The sequence below is a fragment of the Psychrosphaera sp. 1_MG-2023 genome (genome assembly GCF_030548245.1).
Taxonomy (GTDB): Bacteria; Pseudomonadota; Gammaproteobacteria; order Enterobacterales; family Alteromonadaceae; genus Psychrosphaera; species Psychrosphaera algicola.
Window position 1 is genome coordinate 272,022 of sequence record NZ_JAUORW010000001.1, and the last position, 14,034, is coordinate 286,055.

The following is a 14,034-nucleotide window of genomic DNA, read 5'->3' on the forward strand; positions in this document are numbered from 1 at the left end:
ATGCATATGGCGGGAACTTGCAGTTAATTTTACGATTAAAGCTTTGCTAAAAAGGTATCAATGTTCTTTTTAGGCATTTTTGATAACCTCTGTATAAGTGAAAACGGAACGTCACTAACACTTGTTTGTTGTTCTATATCATTAAGCATCACTAACCATAACTTCGCAGTCATTTCAGAGTCATATAACGCTCTGTGAAAGCTGCCGTTGGATTCAATATTTTTGTAGTTTACCAATGTGCCAAGTTTATGGTTTGGTGCATCTTGATACAATCTTCTTGATAAGAGAAGAGAACAAGCAAAGTCGCCATCATAATCTGCGGAAATACGTTGAAGTTCACTGTCTAAAAATCGTTTATCAAATGAAGCGTTATGGGCAACTAAGTTGTGCCCCTTTATAAAGTCAGCAAATCGGGCCATAACTTCACCGCAAGGTGCAGCCGAACTTAACATTTGGTTGGTAATTCCGGTGTAATCTTCGATAAAATAATTTATTGGCCGTCCAGGATCCATTAATTCCTGAAATCGCTCCGTAATAACACCATTAACTAATTTGACCGCACCAATCTCAATTGCTCTATCCCCGTTATCCGGTGATAAACCTGTGGTTTCAAAGTCGAGAACAATTACAGTGTGTGCGTTCATTTTAAAAATCTTTTAGTCAAAGTGACAGCAATATACAACAAGTCTTTGGGTGCTCTAACAACAAATTTAAATTTTCTAAGCTGAAGTATAAATTTTTGGGATTATGAACTCTTTCTGAGCTTAAATATTTTATGGGATAAAAATGGGTACGACTGTCCGGAAACCAATTTCTTTTCAATTTTTTGAACGAAAACGTGCTAGGTAGGCGCCAGCCATTAACCTGAGTATACTAGCACTGAAGCAGGAAGGGGGGATTTCAAATGACTTTACTTAAGCCCTTGTACAACAGGTGGGTTTTGTTCGATACGGCATCGACTTTCACATTCGCTGAGGCATGTTAGGTATTGAGAAGTAACCAGCCCTGCATGAGAGCGCTTAGCTAAAGTCAAGTCTTTACCTACCGCATCAATCACGTGTTTCTAACTGAAGTGACATTGAAGTGTGGTTTGGAAAGACCTGAACTTTGTTTTAAAAAGGTGATTACACTTTTTTGCGTCGATTAAAGACTATTCCTGCAATACTAAGACTAAGAAGCATTAATGTTGTAGGTTCTGGCACAGCATTGGCTTCGTATGTCACTGAACCAGTAAGACCGTAAACTCCAAAACCGCCGCCTGCACTGTTGTGTGCCTTAAAGGCTATGACGTTGTCACCGGATACCAAATAGCTCGTTATATCAGCCGTTTGAACGCCACTATTGCCACCGTTATTATCAATTAGCCCAGGAACAAGTATACCGTTAACCCAAACTAGCGAGTCATCATCAACGCCTATAGAAAATGTTCCATAGTTTGGAGTCCCATCGATGTTGAATACTTGACGTGCATAGAATGGAGTAAGTGCCCCAGCAGGTAAGCCACCGCTGTATGCAGACCAAGAAGAGTCATCATAGCTAGCGCTAATGTTCCACCCGCTGTTCGCTGATTCCCATGTTAAGCCTGTCGCAAAGATATTAGAAGCACAGGGGTAGCAGGTATTGTCAAATGATTCTGGGGTGACCGTTGCCTTCCAATCACTGCCTAAATAGGCGTCTAAGGAAATAACGGTAGCCTGTGCTGTAGCTGACAATATTAAGCCAGCGAATATCAGTGCTAGAGCGGTTACTTTTTTCATTATTCAATTTCCTAATTTATGAGGTTTGTTAATTAGGAAAAGCACATATTAAGCCAATTGAATATTTTGTAATAATTACAATACCTTAGCTTTATAAGTAAACAGCCAAATTTCATGAGTGTAAAAATTTTCGACACTTAGGTGCAGCAAAACAACTTAAGTCGAATAATTTAAGTTTATCCTTCGCTACCTAATAAGTTGGTTTACCAGAATAGGGCACCAGCGCCAGTGAACTATTATGGGAGGATAGGGGAAGTCTACGCTGACTCCAAATGGGTTATGACTAAATAACAAGTAGAGGCATTGAATGAATACTTTGCCTAATAAGGCCATCATAGGGATATTGTTTGATCCACGGCGCTTTTAGATGGCTTCGCTACTTTCCCCTAAAGCACCATTCCACAAACTATGCCCAATATGGCAGCGTTACTAATGTCCGAAATTGGTACAAAACTCTTATTTGGTTATGAGCGATCACCAGACAATCAAGTTAACTAACTTTTATTGGTGTGGTACCTTTTAAGGCCTAACTTCAAATTTGTTTGAGATTCTCGAATGGAAAATGTGGGACTAATTAATACTATTGGTTTGTCACGTCGAATAGCTTTAGCTTGCGTATTATCAACCGTTGTTTTATTCGGCTTTTACCAATTAAGTTCACATCTTGGTGTCTGGAGTTGGTTTGCAAGGAGTGGCTCCATTTTAGTGTGCATTGGAGTTTTAACAGCTGCATTCGATATTAAAGGTCAAATGGCGAAATGTTTGCTCCTGAGATTTATTTGTCTCAGACAACTATAATGGAAGCATCCATTGTTGTGGTTGGAACCTTAGTTTGGGACTTTGGCGATCTACTTGTTCATTTGAACTAGTTGGCAGTCAGTTATTGGCACAAAACACCATTAGGAAATCGAAATGATAGAATCGATATTACAAATTTTGACTAAGGTGTTAATAGAGTTTTTCATCAATACAATTTGTTATTACGTCGGGTGGCCGATATGCCGCATAATAACTTTGGGATCTTATCCTGAGGAAAACCCTCACGAGGAAGGACTCTTAACTGGGTATATATTTGAAAACATGTGGCGATATTGCGAGCGGCAGTAACATCTAGATCAAGAAAGCGACCTAGCGTGATAGCGTGTTTTCTACCTTCCATGGTATAACGCAACATCCAATGCTTGTTACCTGACTTACCCGATAAACACTTAAGATCAATGTTCTCAGTATCTGCATACTAACATTCGGTACATTTTGATTCTACTGGGTTGGAAGCTAATGCTTTGATGCTTGCATTGGTAAAATTAAACTTTTTCTTTTGTATAAAAACCTCGATTAGTTTGGTTATAACCAAGGTATGGATATGTGTTTAAATTTTGCACTAACCCATTAATATAGGTTTCATTATGTAAAGCTATTCATTAATATAATGACAATAGTAATTCTTATTTATGGATGAGTATAAGTGGTTAAAAAAATTGTTGAAATTACAGAAGAGCAGAAAAAAATAGCAGAAGCACAAATCAAAGCTCAACAGAAAGAAACTAAATATGATTTACGAGATTTTACAATAGATTATATTATTAAGCAGTTTCAAGATGGGTTGTTTTTCATTCCTGAATACCAAAGAAAATTCATTTGGCCTGAAAAACATAGAATAGACTTTATCGAGTCAATTCTGTTGGGTTTGCCAATTCCTATGATGTTCGTTGCAGATCTTGATGACGGCAGATTAGAAATAGTAGATGGTGCCCAGAGAATTCAGACATTAGAGCAGTTTTGTAATAATGATTTAACTCTTAAGAAGCCTAAAATATTAGATTCGTTAGCTGGGTTTAAATATAAAAATTTATCTATTTCTCAAAAAAGAAAGTTTGATACAAAAGCCTTGAGGTTAGTTGTTTTAGAAGACTCTACCAGTGTAGAGAGAAGGCAAGAAATTTTTCATAGGATAAATACTAGCTCTGTCAAAGCAAGAGATAGTGAAATAAGAAGAGGGGATTTCAACTCTCCGTTTATGAAATTTATTATTAAATGCTCAAGCAATGAACTCTTCAAGAAACTTTGTCCAGCGAGCGAGGCAACAATTAAAAGAAGAGAGCGAGAAGAACTTGTTTTACGTTTTTTCGCATATTCAAATTCATATAAAACCTTTAAACATGATGTTGGTAAATTTCTTGATTCATACTTAGTTCAAAATAAAGAAGATTTTGATCATGATGTGATGTTTACTGAGTTTACTAGGACTATGAATTTTGTCTCTAAACACTTCCCTTCAGGTTTTGCTAAGACTAAAAATGCAAAAACTACACCTAGAGTTAGATTTGAAGCTATAGCAATAGGAGTGAATTTGGCTCTTAGAGAGAATAAATATTTGGTACCAAAATCAATGGATTGGTTAGATAGTGAAGGTTTTATTAATCAAACAACAACCCATGCGAGTAATTCAGGGCCTAAATTGAAAGGGCGTGTTGAATTTGTTAGAGATCAATTGTTAAAGGAATAGCATGGAAGATGTAATCGAAGATTTTCAAGAAAGAGTTACTGAACTTAATGAGTATTTAACATTATTAGTTTACCTTTCGCATAATGATGCAAAAATTTCAATTATGGGAAAAAGAGATAAAGCTGTTGAAACATTGGCCTTAAAAACAATGAAGGCTTCATGCTTTTTAATGCTTTATAATTTAGTTGAGTCATGCATCAGGGGAGCTATGACTAAGTTATATGAGCAAATGAATTCCGAAGAGAAACATCTTCAGGAATTTGATAGCCATGTTAAGGAAATTTGGATTGAACAGTGCTTTAGAAAAATGGAGCCTTGTTCTGCTAATCAATCTAGCTATAGGCAGTTAATAAAAGGTATGGTAGATAAAGTGTTGGATTCGAGCAGTGTCGAACTAGATCCAAGGAAGCTTCATTTGAGTGGCAATCTAGATGCTAGGGAAATTCGTAAGCTATTTGAAAAGCATAAAATATCAACTCAAACCCATTATAGAGCGTTTAATGGTGCAGAGTTGAGAACTATAAAAGATCAAAGAAACTCTCTAGCCCATGGTAACATCAGTTTTTCAGATTGCGGACAGCAGTACACAGTAAGTGATATAATAGCTATCAAAAATCAAGCTGTTGTATTTTTGCGCAGCTCATTGAGAAATATAAAAAAGCACATCGAAAATACACAATATGCAGCATGAAATATTTTTAGAAAAAGAGCATGTCCTTAAATGGGTTAAGACTAAGAGAACTACATTAGATAACAATAATAAAAGTGAGCTTAGGTTTGTTGATTTGTTCTCAGGTTGTGGTGGACTTTCTCTCGGTATTGTTAGAGCTGCTGAACTCAATGGTTTACGAGCAAAATGTGCTTTCGCATTGGATTCAAATTTAGCTCCTCTAAATGTTTTTAAAGACAATATCCCTCACATTGATGGAGCAGTCGAAAAGAATGACATTCTTGAGTTATTTGATTCAGAACTCTCAAAAGAACTAAATAGCAAAGAGCTAGAGCTAAAAACTAAAGTTGGAAAAGTAAATGTTTTAGTAGCAGGTCCACCTTGCCAAGGGCATTCAGATTTGAATAACTCGACTAGAAGGTATGATCCTAGAAACAAGCTATACCTTTCTTGTATTAGAGCTGTAGAAGTTTTTGAACCTGACTTGATCATAATAGAAAATGTACCTACAGTCATTCACTCTAAAGAGGGCGTAGTTCAAGTTACAGAAAAGCATTTGTCAGAAAAAGGATACACTGTAAAGCATATTAATATTAATTTTCTTGATTTGGGATTACCACAATCCCGAAAGAGGCATTTGCTTGTTGCATCGAAGAACCAAAATTTTATTAGTTGTTTAGCAACATTAAAGCAACGAGAACAGAAAGCTACATTAAGAGAATATATAGAAGACTCACAAGCAAGTGATGAATTGATTTATAAATCTGGGAAATTATCTAAAGAAAATATCGCAAGAGTTCAATTCTTGTTTGATAATAACTTGTATGATTTGCCTAACTCACAGAGACCACCTTGTCACCGTGACAAATCACATTCCTATAAGTCAGTCTATGGAAGATTAAATTGGGATGAACCTGCTCAAACAATCACTTCTGGTTACGGTTCTATGGGACAAGGTCGGTACATCCACCCATCCGAAAAAAGGACTATTAACTCTAGAGAAGCAGCAAGAATACAAGGATTTCCTGATTATTATTCATTTGAATCTACCTCTAAGCTTACTGAGTTACGTAAAATGATTGCGAATGCTGTTCCACCACAACTAACTTTTTCTATTTGCAGCCATTACTTCAAAGAAATTGCTTAATGAAATTAGAATATAAAGCTCATTTTATTAATTTGACATAACCTTAGCCAACTATTAAGAGAGTTACCTGATAGATTAACAACGAAAAGCCCAAGGTGAAAAACCTTGGGCTTAGTTTCTTTCTGTTAAAACAAGTTACGATTTTGGTCTAAGAGCGACTCGTCATTTAGGCTTATTACTACCAGAACTTCCAAGTTTTAGTGGCCAATTTAACTTGACCACTTGTATGTTGAAGCTCTGCATGTTTAGCTAACTCCAAGCTCTAAAATCAGTTTAAAACACCCATCTTTATAGCCGACTTTGCCGTTATTGCTATTAGCCTAACTCCTTTCGGGGCAGAAAGGAGTTACGTCACAAGGAGCGGTGTGCTTTTTCTTGCTTGAAACTAATTTTTGAATTTGCATATTTTCAATTCTTTTAGGGGATAAAGAATTGGTACGACCGAGTGGATTCGAACCACCGACCCCCACCATGTCAAGGTGATGCTCTAACCAGCTGAGCTACGGTCGTACATTTTTAAATAGTTTGTCGTTAAGACGGGCGCTATGTTAAGTAGGCGCCTATAAAAAAGCAAGACGTTTTTTTAAAATGCCGTTTGTTTGCGGATTTTATAATCAGACAACGATTCTAATTCAGTAATTTCGTCTATTTTACACTCTTAAACTGATCTCAAATTAGATATTTTGGTATAGTCCTGCCATTATCTTTTTATTTAGATTAGCGACTTATATGTTTACAGGAATAGTTCAAACCAAAGGCACCGTAATTTCATTTGTTGGTAATGACAAATTTAGGACATTAACTTTGTCTGTAGCCAGTGAGCACCTGCAACGTTTAAATATTGGTGCAAGTATTGCGATAAATGGTGTCTGTTTAACGGTAACAAAATTTGCAAGCGATTTAGGTGAGAGAAATGGCCACGTGCAATTTGATATTATCGATGAAACATTAGACAAAACAAATTTAGGCAAATTGCAGAAGGGCGAAAAGGTTAACTTAGAACGCAGTGTTACATTTGGCACTGAACTCGGCGGTCATATTGTGTCGGGTCATATTCACGATTCTGTTTTAGTCGTTAGTGTTGAACAAAACAAAGACAACTGCTCAATCCAACTGCAAGTCGATCCAAATTGGATGAAGTTTATTTTATATAAAGGTTTTGTCTCGATAAATGGTTGCAGTTTAACCGTTGGTGAAGTCAAACCTGATGGTTTCTCTCTACACTTAATACCTGAAACATTGCAGGCCACTAATTTAGGCACTGTTAAAATGGGCGACCGTTTAAACCTAGAAGTTGATCAACAAACGTATTCTATCGTGCAAACAGTAGAACGCTATTTAGCAAATAATAAATAACGATAACTAGGTTTGCCACAGTGATTAAAAGCCGTAGGGCGACGACTAATAAATTTGTTCGTCGTCCGCATCAAGTTTCAATTCAATTTTTTGATGAACGTTATCTAAGTGCATGTCTATATGGATTGCATTACAGCAGGCGGCACAATCTTCATAGTAGTTCTGGTCACCATTTGATGCATCAAACGTAAAGTGCACGTGGTGTCCACAATGTGGGCATAAAATTGTTTTTTCAAAGGTATCCATAGTTCACCTCTATTTAGTTATGCTTTGGCGCCTCCATTGACACTTCTCCCTCCGTCTACGGCCAAAATTTGTCCTGTTACATAATGTGCTCTAGCTAAATACAATATTGCTTCTGCAATATCATCGGGACTTCCAAGTCGGTTGAGTGCTATTTCATTTAATACTGTGACCTTATCTTCTTCAGCAAGTTCATTTTCGTGCCACAATATTGCACCCGGTGCGATGCCATTCACTCTAATATTAGGTGCTAATTCACGAGAAAGCGACTTTGTTAACATCGCTAAACCGGCTTTTGCCATGCAATAAATTGGGTAGCCTAAAAGGGGCCTGTCAGCATGGATATCTACCATATTGATTACACAACCTTTATTCGTTTCTAATTGCTGTTGAAGCGACTTAATCAAGAAGAATGGGGCCTTTAAATTAGTTGTCATTAAATCGTCCCACTGTTCGAAACTGGCGTTTTCGACATCAGTTGGATAAAACGTACTGGCATTATTAATAAGTAGGTCTAGTCGGCCGTAATAATTAACAGCTTGTTGTGCAATGATATCGAGTTGGTTTAGTTCCAATAGATCAGCGATGAGTAAGTGTGCTGAATTACTGCGTTTTTGATTTAACTGTTCAACAAGTTTCTCAGCATCTTTTACCGACTTATGACAGTGAATGATCACATTATAACCGGCGTTGTGGAGATGACACGCGGTCGTTTTACCAATACGTTTAGCCGCGCCGGTGATTAAAGCAACAGGAAATGTCATAGATTAAAAAGCCTTTCGTTGTTAATTTTAGCGATTTTGTCTTAGTGGTACCAATAGTACGGAAAAACTAGCCAATATCATACGGCTAACCCTTGCGAATTTGCACTAGATAAAATACCATTCGTCGTTCTTAGGCGCAGCTTTGAATAGGTAGTATCTGTTCTTGCGCTTTCAAATTAAAACACATTTTATTGTATATGCGACGTTTCGTATGCGCCGCCACTGTACTAAGGAAATTTCATGCCTGTAATTACTCTCCCTGATGGAAGCCAACGTGTCTTCGAAAATGCCGTTTCAGTAATGGATGTTGCCAATGACATCGGTCCTGGATTAGCTAAAGCAACAATAGCGGGTGCTATAGACGGTGTTCGCATCGATGCTTGTGACTTAATAGAAGCTGACGCTAATTTACAAATTATCACCGCACGCGATGATGATGGACTCGAAATTATTCGTCACTCATGTGCTCACCTTTTAGGGCACGCGATTAAGCAAATGTTCCCAGATGTTAAAATGGCCATAGGTCCAACCATCGAAAATGGTTTCTACTACGACCTAGATTTAGAAAAATCGTTAACTCAGGAAGACATTGATGCGCTTGAAAAACGCATGTTGCAACTTGCTAAGACCAACTACGATGTTGTTAAGAAAACAGTATCGTGGCAAGAAGCGCGTGATACGTTTGAAGCGCGTGGTGAACCTTACAAGCTTGAAATTTTAGATCAAAATATAGAACGTGACGATCGTCCTGGTTTATACCATCACGAAGAATATGTTGATATGTGTCGTGGTCCTCACGTTCCTAATATGAAGTTTTGTCAGCACTTTAAATTAATGAAAGTTGCCGGTGCTTATTGGCGTGGTAATTCTGACAACAAAATGTTGCAACGTGTATACGGCACAGCATGGGGCGACAAAAAGCAACTTAAAGCGTATTTAAAACGTCTTGAAGAAGCTGAAAAACGAGACCATCGTAAAATTGGTAAAGCCCTCGATCTATTCCATTGGCAAGAAGAAGCGCCAGGAATGGTATTTTGGCATAATGACGGTTACGCGATTTATACTGAATTGGAAAAGTTCATTCGCAACAAACTAGTTGAATACAACTACGACGAAGTTAAGGGCCCATTAATGATGGACCGTTCGTTGTGGGAAAAATCAGGTCACTGGGACAAATACGCTGAAAACATGTTCACAACAAGTTCTGAACACCGTGAATACGCGATTAAACCAATGAACTGTCCAGGTCACGTACAAATATTTAACCAAGGGCTTAAATCTTACCGTGATTTACCACTGCGTATGGCTGAGTTTGGCTGTTGTCACCGTAATGAACCGTCAGGTGCTTTACACGGATTAATGCGTGTACGTGGATTTACCCAAGATGACGCGCATATATTCTGTACTGAAGAGCAAATTCAAAAAGAAGTCAGCAGCTGTATCGAAATGGTTTTTGATACTTACAAAACATTTGGTTTTGAAAATATTAGTATCAAACTGTCAACACGACCTGAACAACGTGTTGGTACAGATGAAAGCTGGGACAAAGCAGAAAAAGCGTTAGAAGACGCTTTGAAAGTAAATGAACTGGATTTTGATTTCCAACCAGGAGAAGGCGCGTTTTACGGTCCTAAAATTGAATTTACCTTACATGACTGTTTAGGTCGTGCTTGGCAATGTGGCACAATCCAAGTTGATTTCTCAATGCCTGGTCGTTTAGGTGCAACTTATGTTGCAGAAGACAACGAAAGACGAACGCCAGTTATGATCCACAGAGCGATTTTGGGTTCTCTTGAGCGCTTTATTGGAATTTTAATTGAAGAATATGCAGGCTTGTTGCCAACTTGGTTAGCACCAAAACAAGTCGTCGTAATGAATATTACCGACTCACAAGCCGAATATGTGCAAGAAATCACCGAAAAATTGAAACTAAATGGAATTAGAGTCATTTCGGACTTGAGAAATGAGAAGATAGGCTTTAAAATCCGCGAGCACACATTAAAACGTATTCCTTATATGTTAGTTGTGGGCGAGAAGGAAAAAGAATCTGGTCAAGTTGCCGTTCGTACTCGAAAAGGTGAAGACTTAGGTTCGATTGATTTAGTCGATTTTGTCGGCTTAATTAAAGAAACGATTAGCAATCATAAATAATCGGTTCTAAAATTTGATGAACGGAGCTTAAAAATGAGAAATAGCTTCGTTCTTTTATATTAATTTCGTGGAGGATTTTGCCATTAGAGCGCAAAACAAACGAGGCCAAAAGGTCGCGGCAAACAGGTTAAACGATGAGATCACTGCTCAAGAAGTAAGATTAGTCGGGGTTGAAGGCGAGCCACTAGGTGTAGTTACTATTAGTGAAGCGTTAGGTACAGCGACTGAAGCTGGAATGGATTTGGTTGAAATTAGCCCAAATGCAGAGCCACCTGTTTGTAAGGTAATGGACTACGGCAAATTTTTATATGAAAAGAGCAAAGCTCAGAAAGAGCAGCGCAAAAAGCAAAAACAGATCCAGGTTAAGGAAATCAAATTCCGTCCTGGGACTGACGAAGGCGACTACCAGGTAAAACTACGCAACCTGCGTCGCTTCATTGAAGCTGGGGACAAGGCGAAAGTCACGATCCGCTTCCGTGGTCGAGAGATGGCTCATCAAGATATCGGTATTGCACTTTTAAATCGCGTGAAAAAAGATTTAGAAGAAATAACCAATGTTGAATCTTTTCCTTCAAGAGCTGAAGGACGACAGATGATCATGGTACTCGCGCCTGTTAAGACCAACTAGGTCGTTAACATAGCAAGTAATTAGGGCCTTTAAAAAGTAGCTCGATTAATTTATTAGTCGTCTCGCCTTATTACTATTATTAAACTTAACAATGCGGAGTTCAGGCTATGCCTAAAATGAAAACTCACAGTGGAGCGGCTAAACGCTTCAAAAAAACTGCTTCTGGCGGTTACAAACGTAAACAGTCTCACTTACGTCACATTTTGACTAAAAAGAGCTCTAAGCGTAAACGTCATCTACGTAGCAAACTTATGGTTTCAGCGGTTGATAAACCGTTAATCGATCGTATGTTAGCTGGCGCTTAAGAGAGGAGACTGAAAAATGGCAAGAGTAAAACGTGGTGTACAAGCTCGCAAGAGTCACAAAAAAGTACTAAAGGCAGCTAAAGGTTATTACGGCGCACGTTCACGTGTTTATCGTGTAGCGTTCCAAGCAGTAACTAAAGCTGGTCAATACGCTTACCGCGACCGTCGTCAGAAAAAACGTGTTTTCCGCCAATTGTGGATTGCTCGTATTAACGCTGCAGCGCGTCAAAACGGTTTATCTTATAGCAAATTCATGAACGGCTTGAAAAAGGCGTCTATTGAAGTTGACCGTAAGATCCTAGCTGACATAGCAGTGCACGACCAAGCTACATTTGCAGCATTAGTTGTTAAAGCGAACGAAGCTTTAGCGGCATAATAGCAAACAGTTTGTAGAAAAAAGGAAGCTTATGCTTCCTTTTTTTATGCCCGAATTTGAGTAACTGCGACGACAACATACATCGAAAAAAGTACATGCACGTGCTCGTACTTAAATAGTTAAGCTATTTTGACTCGGTTTGTTGGGTAACTAAATCTTCTATTTCTATTTTTAAAAAACGTTCCGTCTGATCTTTACCAAATAGGCCATATTCATTGGTATCCGTATAATTTTTCAAAAATATCTGATTTGGCAAAAAGCACGGGCGATTAAACTGCACTTTTATTGAAGATACTTTTTCGGTTCGACTTTTTAAGATGTGTTTTAAACTAAAGTGCAAATTGAACATACCGTGAATTAACGCACGTTTTAGCCCAAACTGTTTAGCTAACGCAGGGTGAAGATGGATAGGGTTAAAATCCTTCGACATCCACGCATAATACCAGGCTGTTTTTATTGACAATACCGTCGACGCCAAGGTTTTGCTAAGTGACTTAGTTTGCTTTTTTTCTGGTGCAGAGCGGCTAGGGCGATAAGATGGATCTTTGTCTAACATTCTATTGGAATTGATGATCGTTATTTCACCGTTTTGAAATAACTTAGTCACGACCAAATAATTAAGGCCTTTTTCATCTTTAGTGACATCTTTAATTGACACTTCTATATCAGTCGGCAATAACCAATTATGCGGAGTAGCAATATTAAAGTCTGAATTTAAATGGATGAGCCCCATCAAATTTGAGGTGATATTTGATTGCGCTAAACATTGCAAAACTAATTTGAACGTTGCAACAAATGCAAAACTCGGAAGCTCATTTGGATGAGCGAAACCTTTAGTGAATTTTTCTAACTGAGCCCGTCGACAATAAAAATTATTGACGCGAATACTAAATGGCCGGAAATCTTCCGTCGGGTCTTTTTTCCTAGACATTGCTTTATAAATTATTTTGGCAATCGAAAATTCTTTTTGAAGCTTAGACATAACAACACTCTTAATGTCAGTTGAAACCAGTTTATAGCTATCAATGTATTCAATTTGAATTCACCTTACCAGTGTTATTTCTATTAAATTTTAGTTCGTCCAGATCCAACTCTAGGCTGTTTTTAACTGCTGGTTCAGGTAGAATTCAATAAATTCCATTGCCCATTCTTTTAAATGGTTTTCCAACTAAATTAAGTCCCAACTAGGTTTGTTTAAATGAAAGTCGAAATTATTCCAGTAACGCCGTTCCAACAAAATTGCAGCATTATTATTTGCAGTGAAACAAATAGAGCGGCAATTGTCGATCCTGGTGGCGAAGTAGAACGTTTAGTCGATCGAATAGACGCTCTGGGCGTAACGCTTGAAAAGATCCTAATTACTCATGCCCACATTGACCATGCCGGCGGCACCAAAGATCTCGCAGATAAATTTGATCTGCCTATTGAAGGCCCTCAACAAGAAGACATATTTTGGATAGACCGTTTAAGTGACCAATCTCGTATGTTTCAGTTTCCAGAGGCAAAACCTTTTGTTCCTACACGCTGGTTAGAACACGATGACACAGTAACTGTCGGGAACTTAACCTTTGATGTAAAACATTGTCCAGGCCATACACCTGGTCATGTCGTTTTTATAAATCACGAGAACAAATTAGCATGGGTTGGAGATGTATTATTTAAAGGCAGTATGGGAAGAACCGACTTTCCAAGAGGTGATCATCAAACATTAATTGACTCAATACATTCAAGTTTAATGACGCTTCCAGATGATTATCAATTTATCTCAGGACACGGTGATATTTCAACAATTGGTCATGAAAGACAAACAAACCCTTATATTAGATAACAAAAACCAGTGACGTTTTTCATGCGTTAAATTTTTTGTCTGCCCCTAAGTTAGAGCTACGCATTGGTTAACTTAGGTGGCTGTTTTATCGCACTTTTATACATTCAAATTATAAACCTCAAAAGCAGGTAAATTCTGCCTTCGGATACGTGTTATAGTTATATCTTGTGTCACATCTCGATAGGTTATTTGACACGTCTTGATCAAAGCAAAATACAGCTGTTCATTTCTACAACTAATGTTCGTACGCTGCTCTAATACTCTTTCCTTAAATCATTTTTAAATCGTTACTTAAAATATTTA

Annotated in this window: 14 protein-coding genes and 1 tRNA gene; 9 read left to right on the forward strand and 6 right to left on the reverse strand. The window is 37.8% G+C overall.

Features of this window, described 5'->3' with window-relative positions; translation table 11 throughout:
* Positions 1-35 precede the first annotated feature (35 nt).
* Both Q4575_RS01020 and Q4575_RS01025 read right to left on the reverse strand, forming a co-directional pair.
* Positions 36-644, reverse strand: coding sequence for a PolC-type DNA polymerase III (locus Q4575_RS01020; protein ID WP_303521048.1), 609 nt, complete (start codon positions 642-644; stop codon positions 36-38).
* Between the two features lie 480 nt (positions 645-1,124).
* Positions 1,125-1,757, reverse strand: a complete 633-nt coding sequence (locus Q4575_RS01025; RefSeq protein WP_303521049.1) for a PEP-CTERM sorting domain-containing protein — start codon at positions 1,755-1,757, stop codon at positions 1,125-1,127.
* Between the two features lie 1,465 nt (positions 1,758-3,222).
* On the opposite strand from Q4575_RS01025, the gene Q4575_RS01030 reads away from it, so the two are divergent.
* From Q4575_RS01030 to Q4575_RS01040, 3 genes are read left to right on the forward strand one after another with little or no spacing between them, the layout of a single operon-like run.
* Positions 3,223-4,263 (forward strand): DUF262 domain-containing protein, encoded by a 1,041-nt coding sequence (locus Q4575_RS01030; RefSeq protein WP_303521050.1) that lies wholly within the window; start codon positions 3,223-3,225, stop codon positions 4,261-4,263.
* Between the two features lies 1 nt (position 4,264).
* Positions 4,265-4,954 carry an MAE_28990/MAE_18760 family HEPN-like nuclease gene (locus Q4575_RS01035; RefSeq protein WP_303521052.1) on the forward strand — a complete coding sequence of 230 codons (690 nt, stop codon included), beginning with the start codon at positions 4,265-4,267 and terminating at the stop codon, positions 4,952-4,954.
* Positions 4,944-6,080 (forward strand): DNA cytosine methyltransferase, encoded by a 1,137-nt coding sequence (locus Q4575_RS01040; protein WP_303521053.1) that lies wholly within the window; start codon positions 4,944-4,946, stop codon positions 6,078-6,080. The genes Q4575_RS01035 and Q4575_RS01040 overlap by 11 nt, the downstream gene beginning before the upstream one ends.
* Positions 6,081-6,513: 433 nt before the next feature.
* Here the strand turns inward: Q4575_RS01040 and Q4575_RS01045 are convergent.
* Positions 6,514-6,590, reverse strand: a tRNA-Val gene (locus Q4575_RS01045).
* Between the two features lie 219 nt (positions 6,591-6,809).
* Between Q4575_RS01045 and Q4575_RS01050 the strand changes: the two genes are divergently transcribed.
* Complete coding sequence (locus tag Q4575_RS01050; RefSeq protein ID WP_215962903.1) at positions 6,810-7,436, forward strand: riboflavin synthase subunit alpha; 627 nt, start codon at positions 6,810-6,812, stop codon at positions 7,434-7,436.
* A 45-nt stretch (positions 7,437-7,481) separates the two neighbouring features.
* Here the strand turns inward: Q4575_RS01050 and Q4575_RS01055 are convergent, their stop codons facing one another.
* Positions 7,482-7,682 (reverse strand): CPXCG motif-containing cysteine-rich protein, encoded by a 201-nt coding sequence (locus Q4575_RS01055; RefSeq protein ID WP_215962904.1) that lies wholly within the window; start codon positions 7,680-7,682, stop codon positions 7,482-7,484.
* Positions 7,683-7,699: 17 nt separating this feature from the next.
* Positions 7,700-8,443: a pteridine reductase gene (locus Q4575_RS01060; RefSeq protein ID WP_303521054.1), complete on the reverse strand. Its 744-nt coding sequence runs from the start codon at positions 8,441-8,443 to the stop codon at positions 7,700-7,702.
* A gap of 240 nt (positions 8,444-8,683) precedes the next feature.
* Between Q4575_RS01060 and thrS the strand changes: the two genes are divergently transcribed.
* The 4 genes from thrS (at position 8,684) to rplT (ending at position 11,903) form a co-directional block, all read left to right on the forward strand.
* Positions 8,684-10,594, forward strand: a complete 1,911-nt coding sequence (gene thrS, locus Q4575_RS01065) for a threonine--tRNA ligase (RefSeq protein ID WP_215962906.1) — start codon at positions 8,684-8,686, stop codon at positions 10,592-10,594.
* 67 nt (positions 10,595-10,661) lie between these two features.
* Complete coding sequence (infC, locus tag Q4575_RS01070; protein WP_215962907.1) at positions 10,662-11,222, forward strand: translation initiation factor IF-3; 561 nt, start codon at positions 10,662-10,664, stop codon at positions 11,220-11,222.
* A 107-nt stretch (positions 11,223-11,329) separates the two neighbouring features.
* Positions 11,330-11,527, forward strand: coding sequence for a 50S ribosomal protein L35 (rpmI, locus tag Q4575_RS01075; RefSeq protein ID WP_215962908.1), 198 nt, complete (start codon positions 11,330-11,332; stop codon positions 11,525-11,527).
* Positions 11,528-11,543: 16 nt separating this feature from the next.
* Positions 11,544-11,903, forward strand: a complete 360-nt coding sequence (gene rplT / locus Q4575_RS01080; protein WP_215962909.1) for a 50S ribosomal protein L20 — start codon at positions 11,544-11,546, stop codon at positions 11,901-11,903.
* Positions 11,904-12,027: 124 nt separating this feature from the next.
* Here the strand turns inward: rplT and Q4575_RS01085 are convergent, their stop codons facing one another.
* The gene (locus Q4575_RS01085; RefSeq protein ID WP_215962910.1) at positions 12,028-12,885 is read right to left on the reverse strand and encodes a MaoC/PaaZ C-terminal domain-containing protein; all 858 of its coding nucleotides are present in this window, start codon (positions 12,883-12,885) and stop codon (positions 12,028-12,030) included.
* 216 nt (positions 12,886-13,101) lie between these two features.
* Here Q4575_RS01085 and Q4575_RS01090 point away from each other — a divergent pair, with 216 nt between their 5' ends.
* Positions 13,102-13,731 carry an MBL fold metallo-hydrolase gene (locus Q4575_RS01090; protein ID WP_303521055.1) on the forward strand — a complete coding sequence of 210 codons (630 nt, stop codon included), beginning with the start codon at positions 13,102-13,104 and terminating at the stop codon, positions 13,729-13,731.
* Positions 13,732-14,034 lie beyond the last annotated feature (303 nt).

Coding starts and splice junctions, on each gene's coding strand:
- Q4575_RS01020 (WP_303521048.1), bottom strand. CDS start 644: ATGAACGCACACACTGTAATTGTTCTCGACTTTGAAACCACAGGTTTA.
- Q4575_RS01025 (WP_303521049.1), bottom strand. CDS start 1,757: ATGAAAAAAGTAACCGCTCTAGCACTGATATTCGCTGGCTTAATATTG.
- Q4575_RS01035 (WP_303521052.1), top strand. CDS start 4,265: ATGGAAGATGTAATCGAAGATTTTCAAGAAAGAGTTACTGAACTTAAT.
- Q4575_RS01040 (WP_303521053.1), top strand. CDS start 4,944: ATGCAGCATGAAATATTTTTAGAAAAAGAGCATGTCCTTAAATGGGTT.
- Q4575_RS01050 (WP_215962903.1), top strand. CDS start 6,810: ATGTTTACAGGAATAGTTCAAACCAAAGGCACCGTAATTTCATTTGTT.
- Q4575_RS01055 (WP_215962904.1), bottom strand. CDS start 7,682: ATGGATACCTTTGAAAAAACAATTTTATGCCCACATTGTGGACACCAC.
- Q4575_RS01060 (WP_303521054.1), bottom strand. CDS start 8,443: ATGACATTTCCTGTTGCTTTAATCACCGGCGCGGCTAAACGTATTGGT.
- thrS (WP_215962906.1), top strand. CDS start 8,684: ATGCCTGTAATTACTCTCCCTGATGGAAGCCAACGTGTCTTCGAAAAT.
- rpmI (WP_215962908.1), top strand. CDS start 11,330: ATGCCTAAAATGAAAACTCACAGTGGAGCGGCTAAACGCTTCAAAAAA.
- rplT (WP_215962909.1), top strand. CDS start 11,544: ATGGCAAGAGTAAAACGTGGTGTACAAGCTCGCAAGAGTCACAAAAAA.
- Q4575_RS01085 (WP_215962910.1), bottom strand. CDS start 12,885: ATGTCTAAGCTTCAAAAAGAATTTTCGATTGCCAAAATAATTTATAAA.
- Q4575_RS01090 (WP_303521055.1), top strand. CDS start 13,102: ATGAAAGTCGAAATTATTCCAGTAACGCCGTTCCAACAAAATTGCAGC.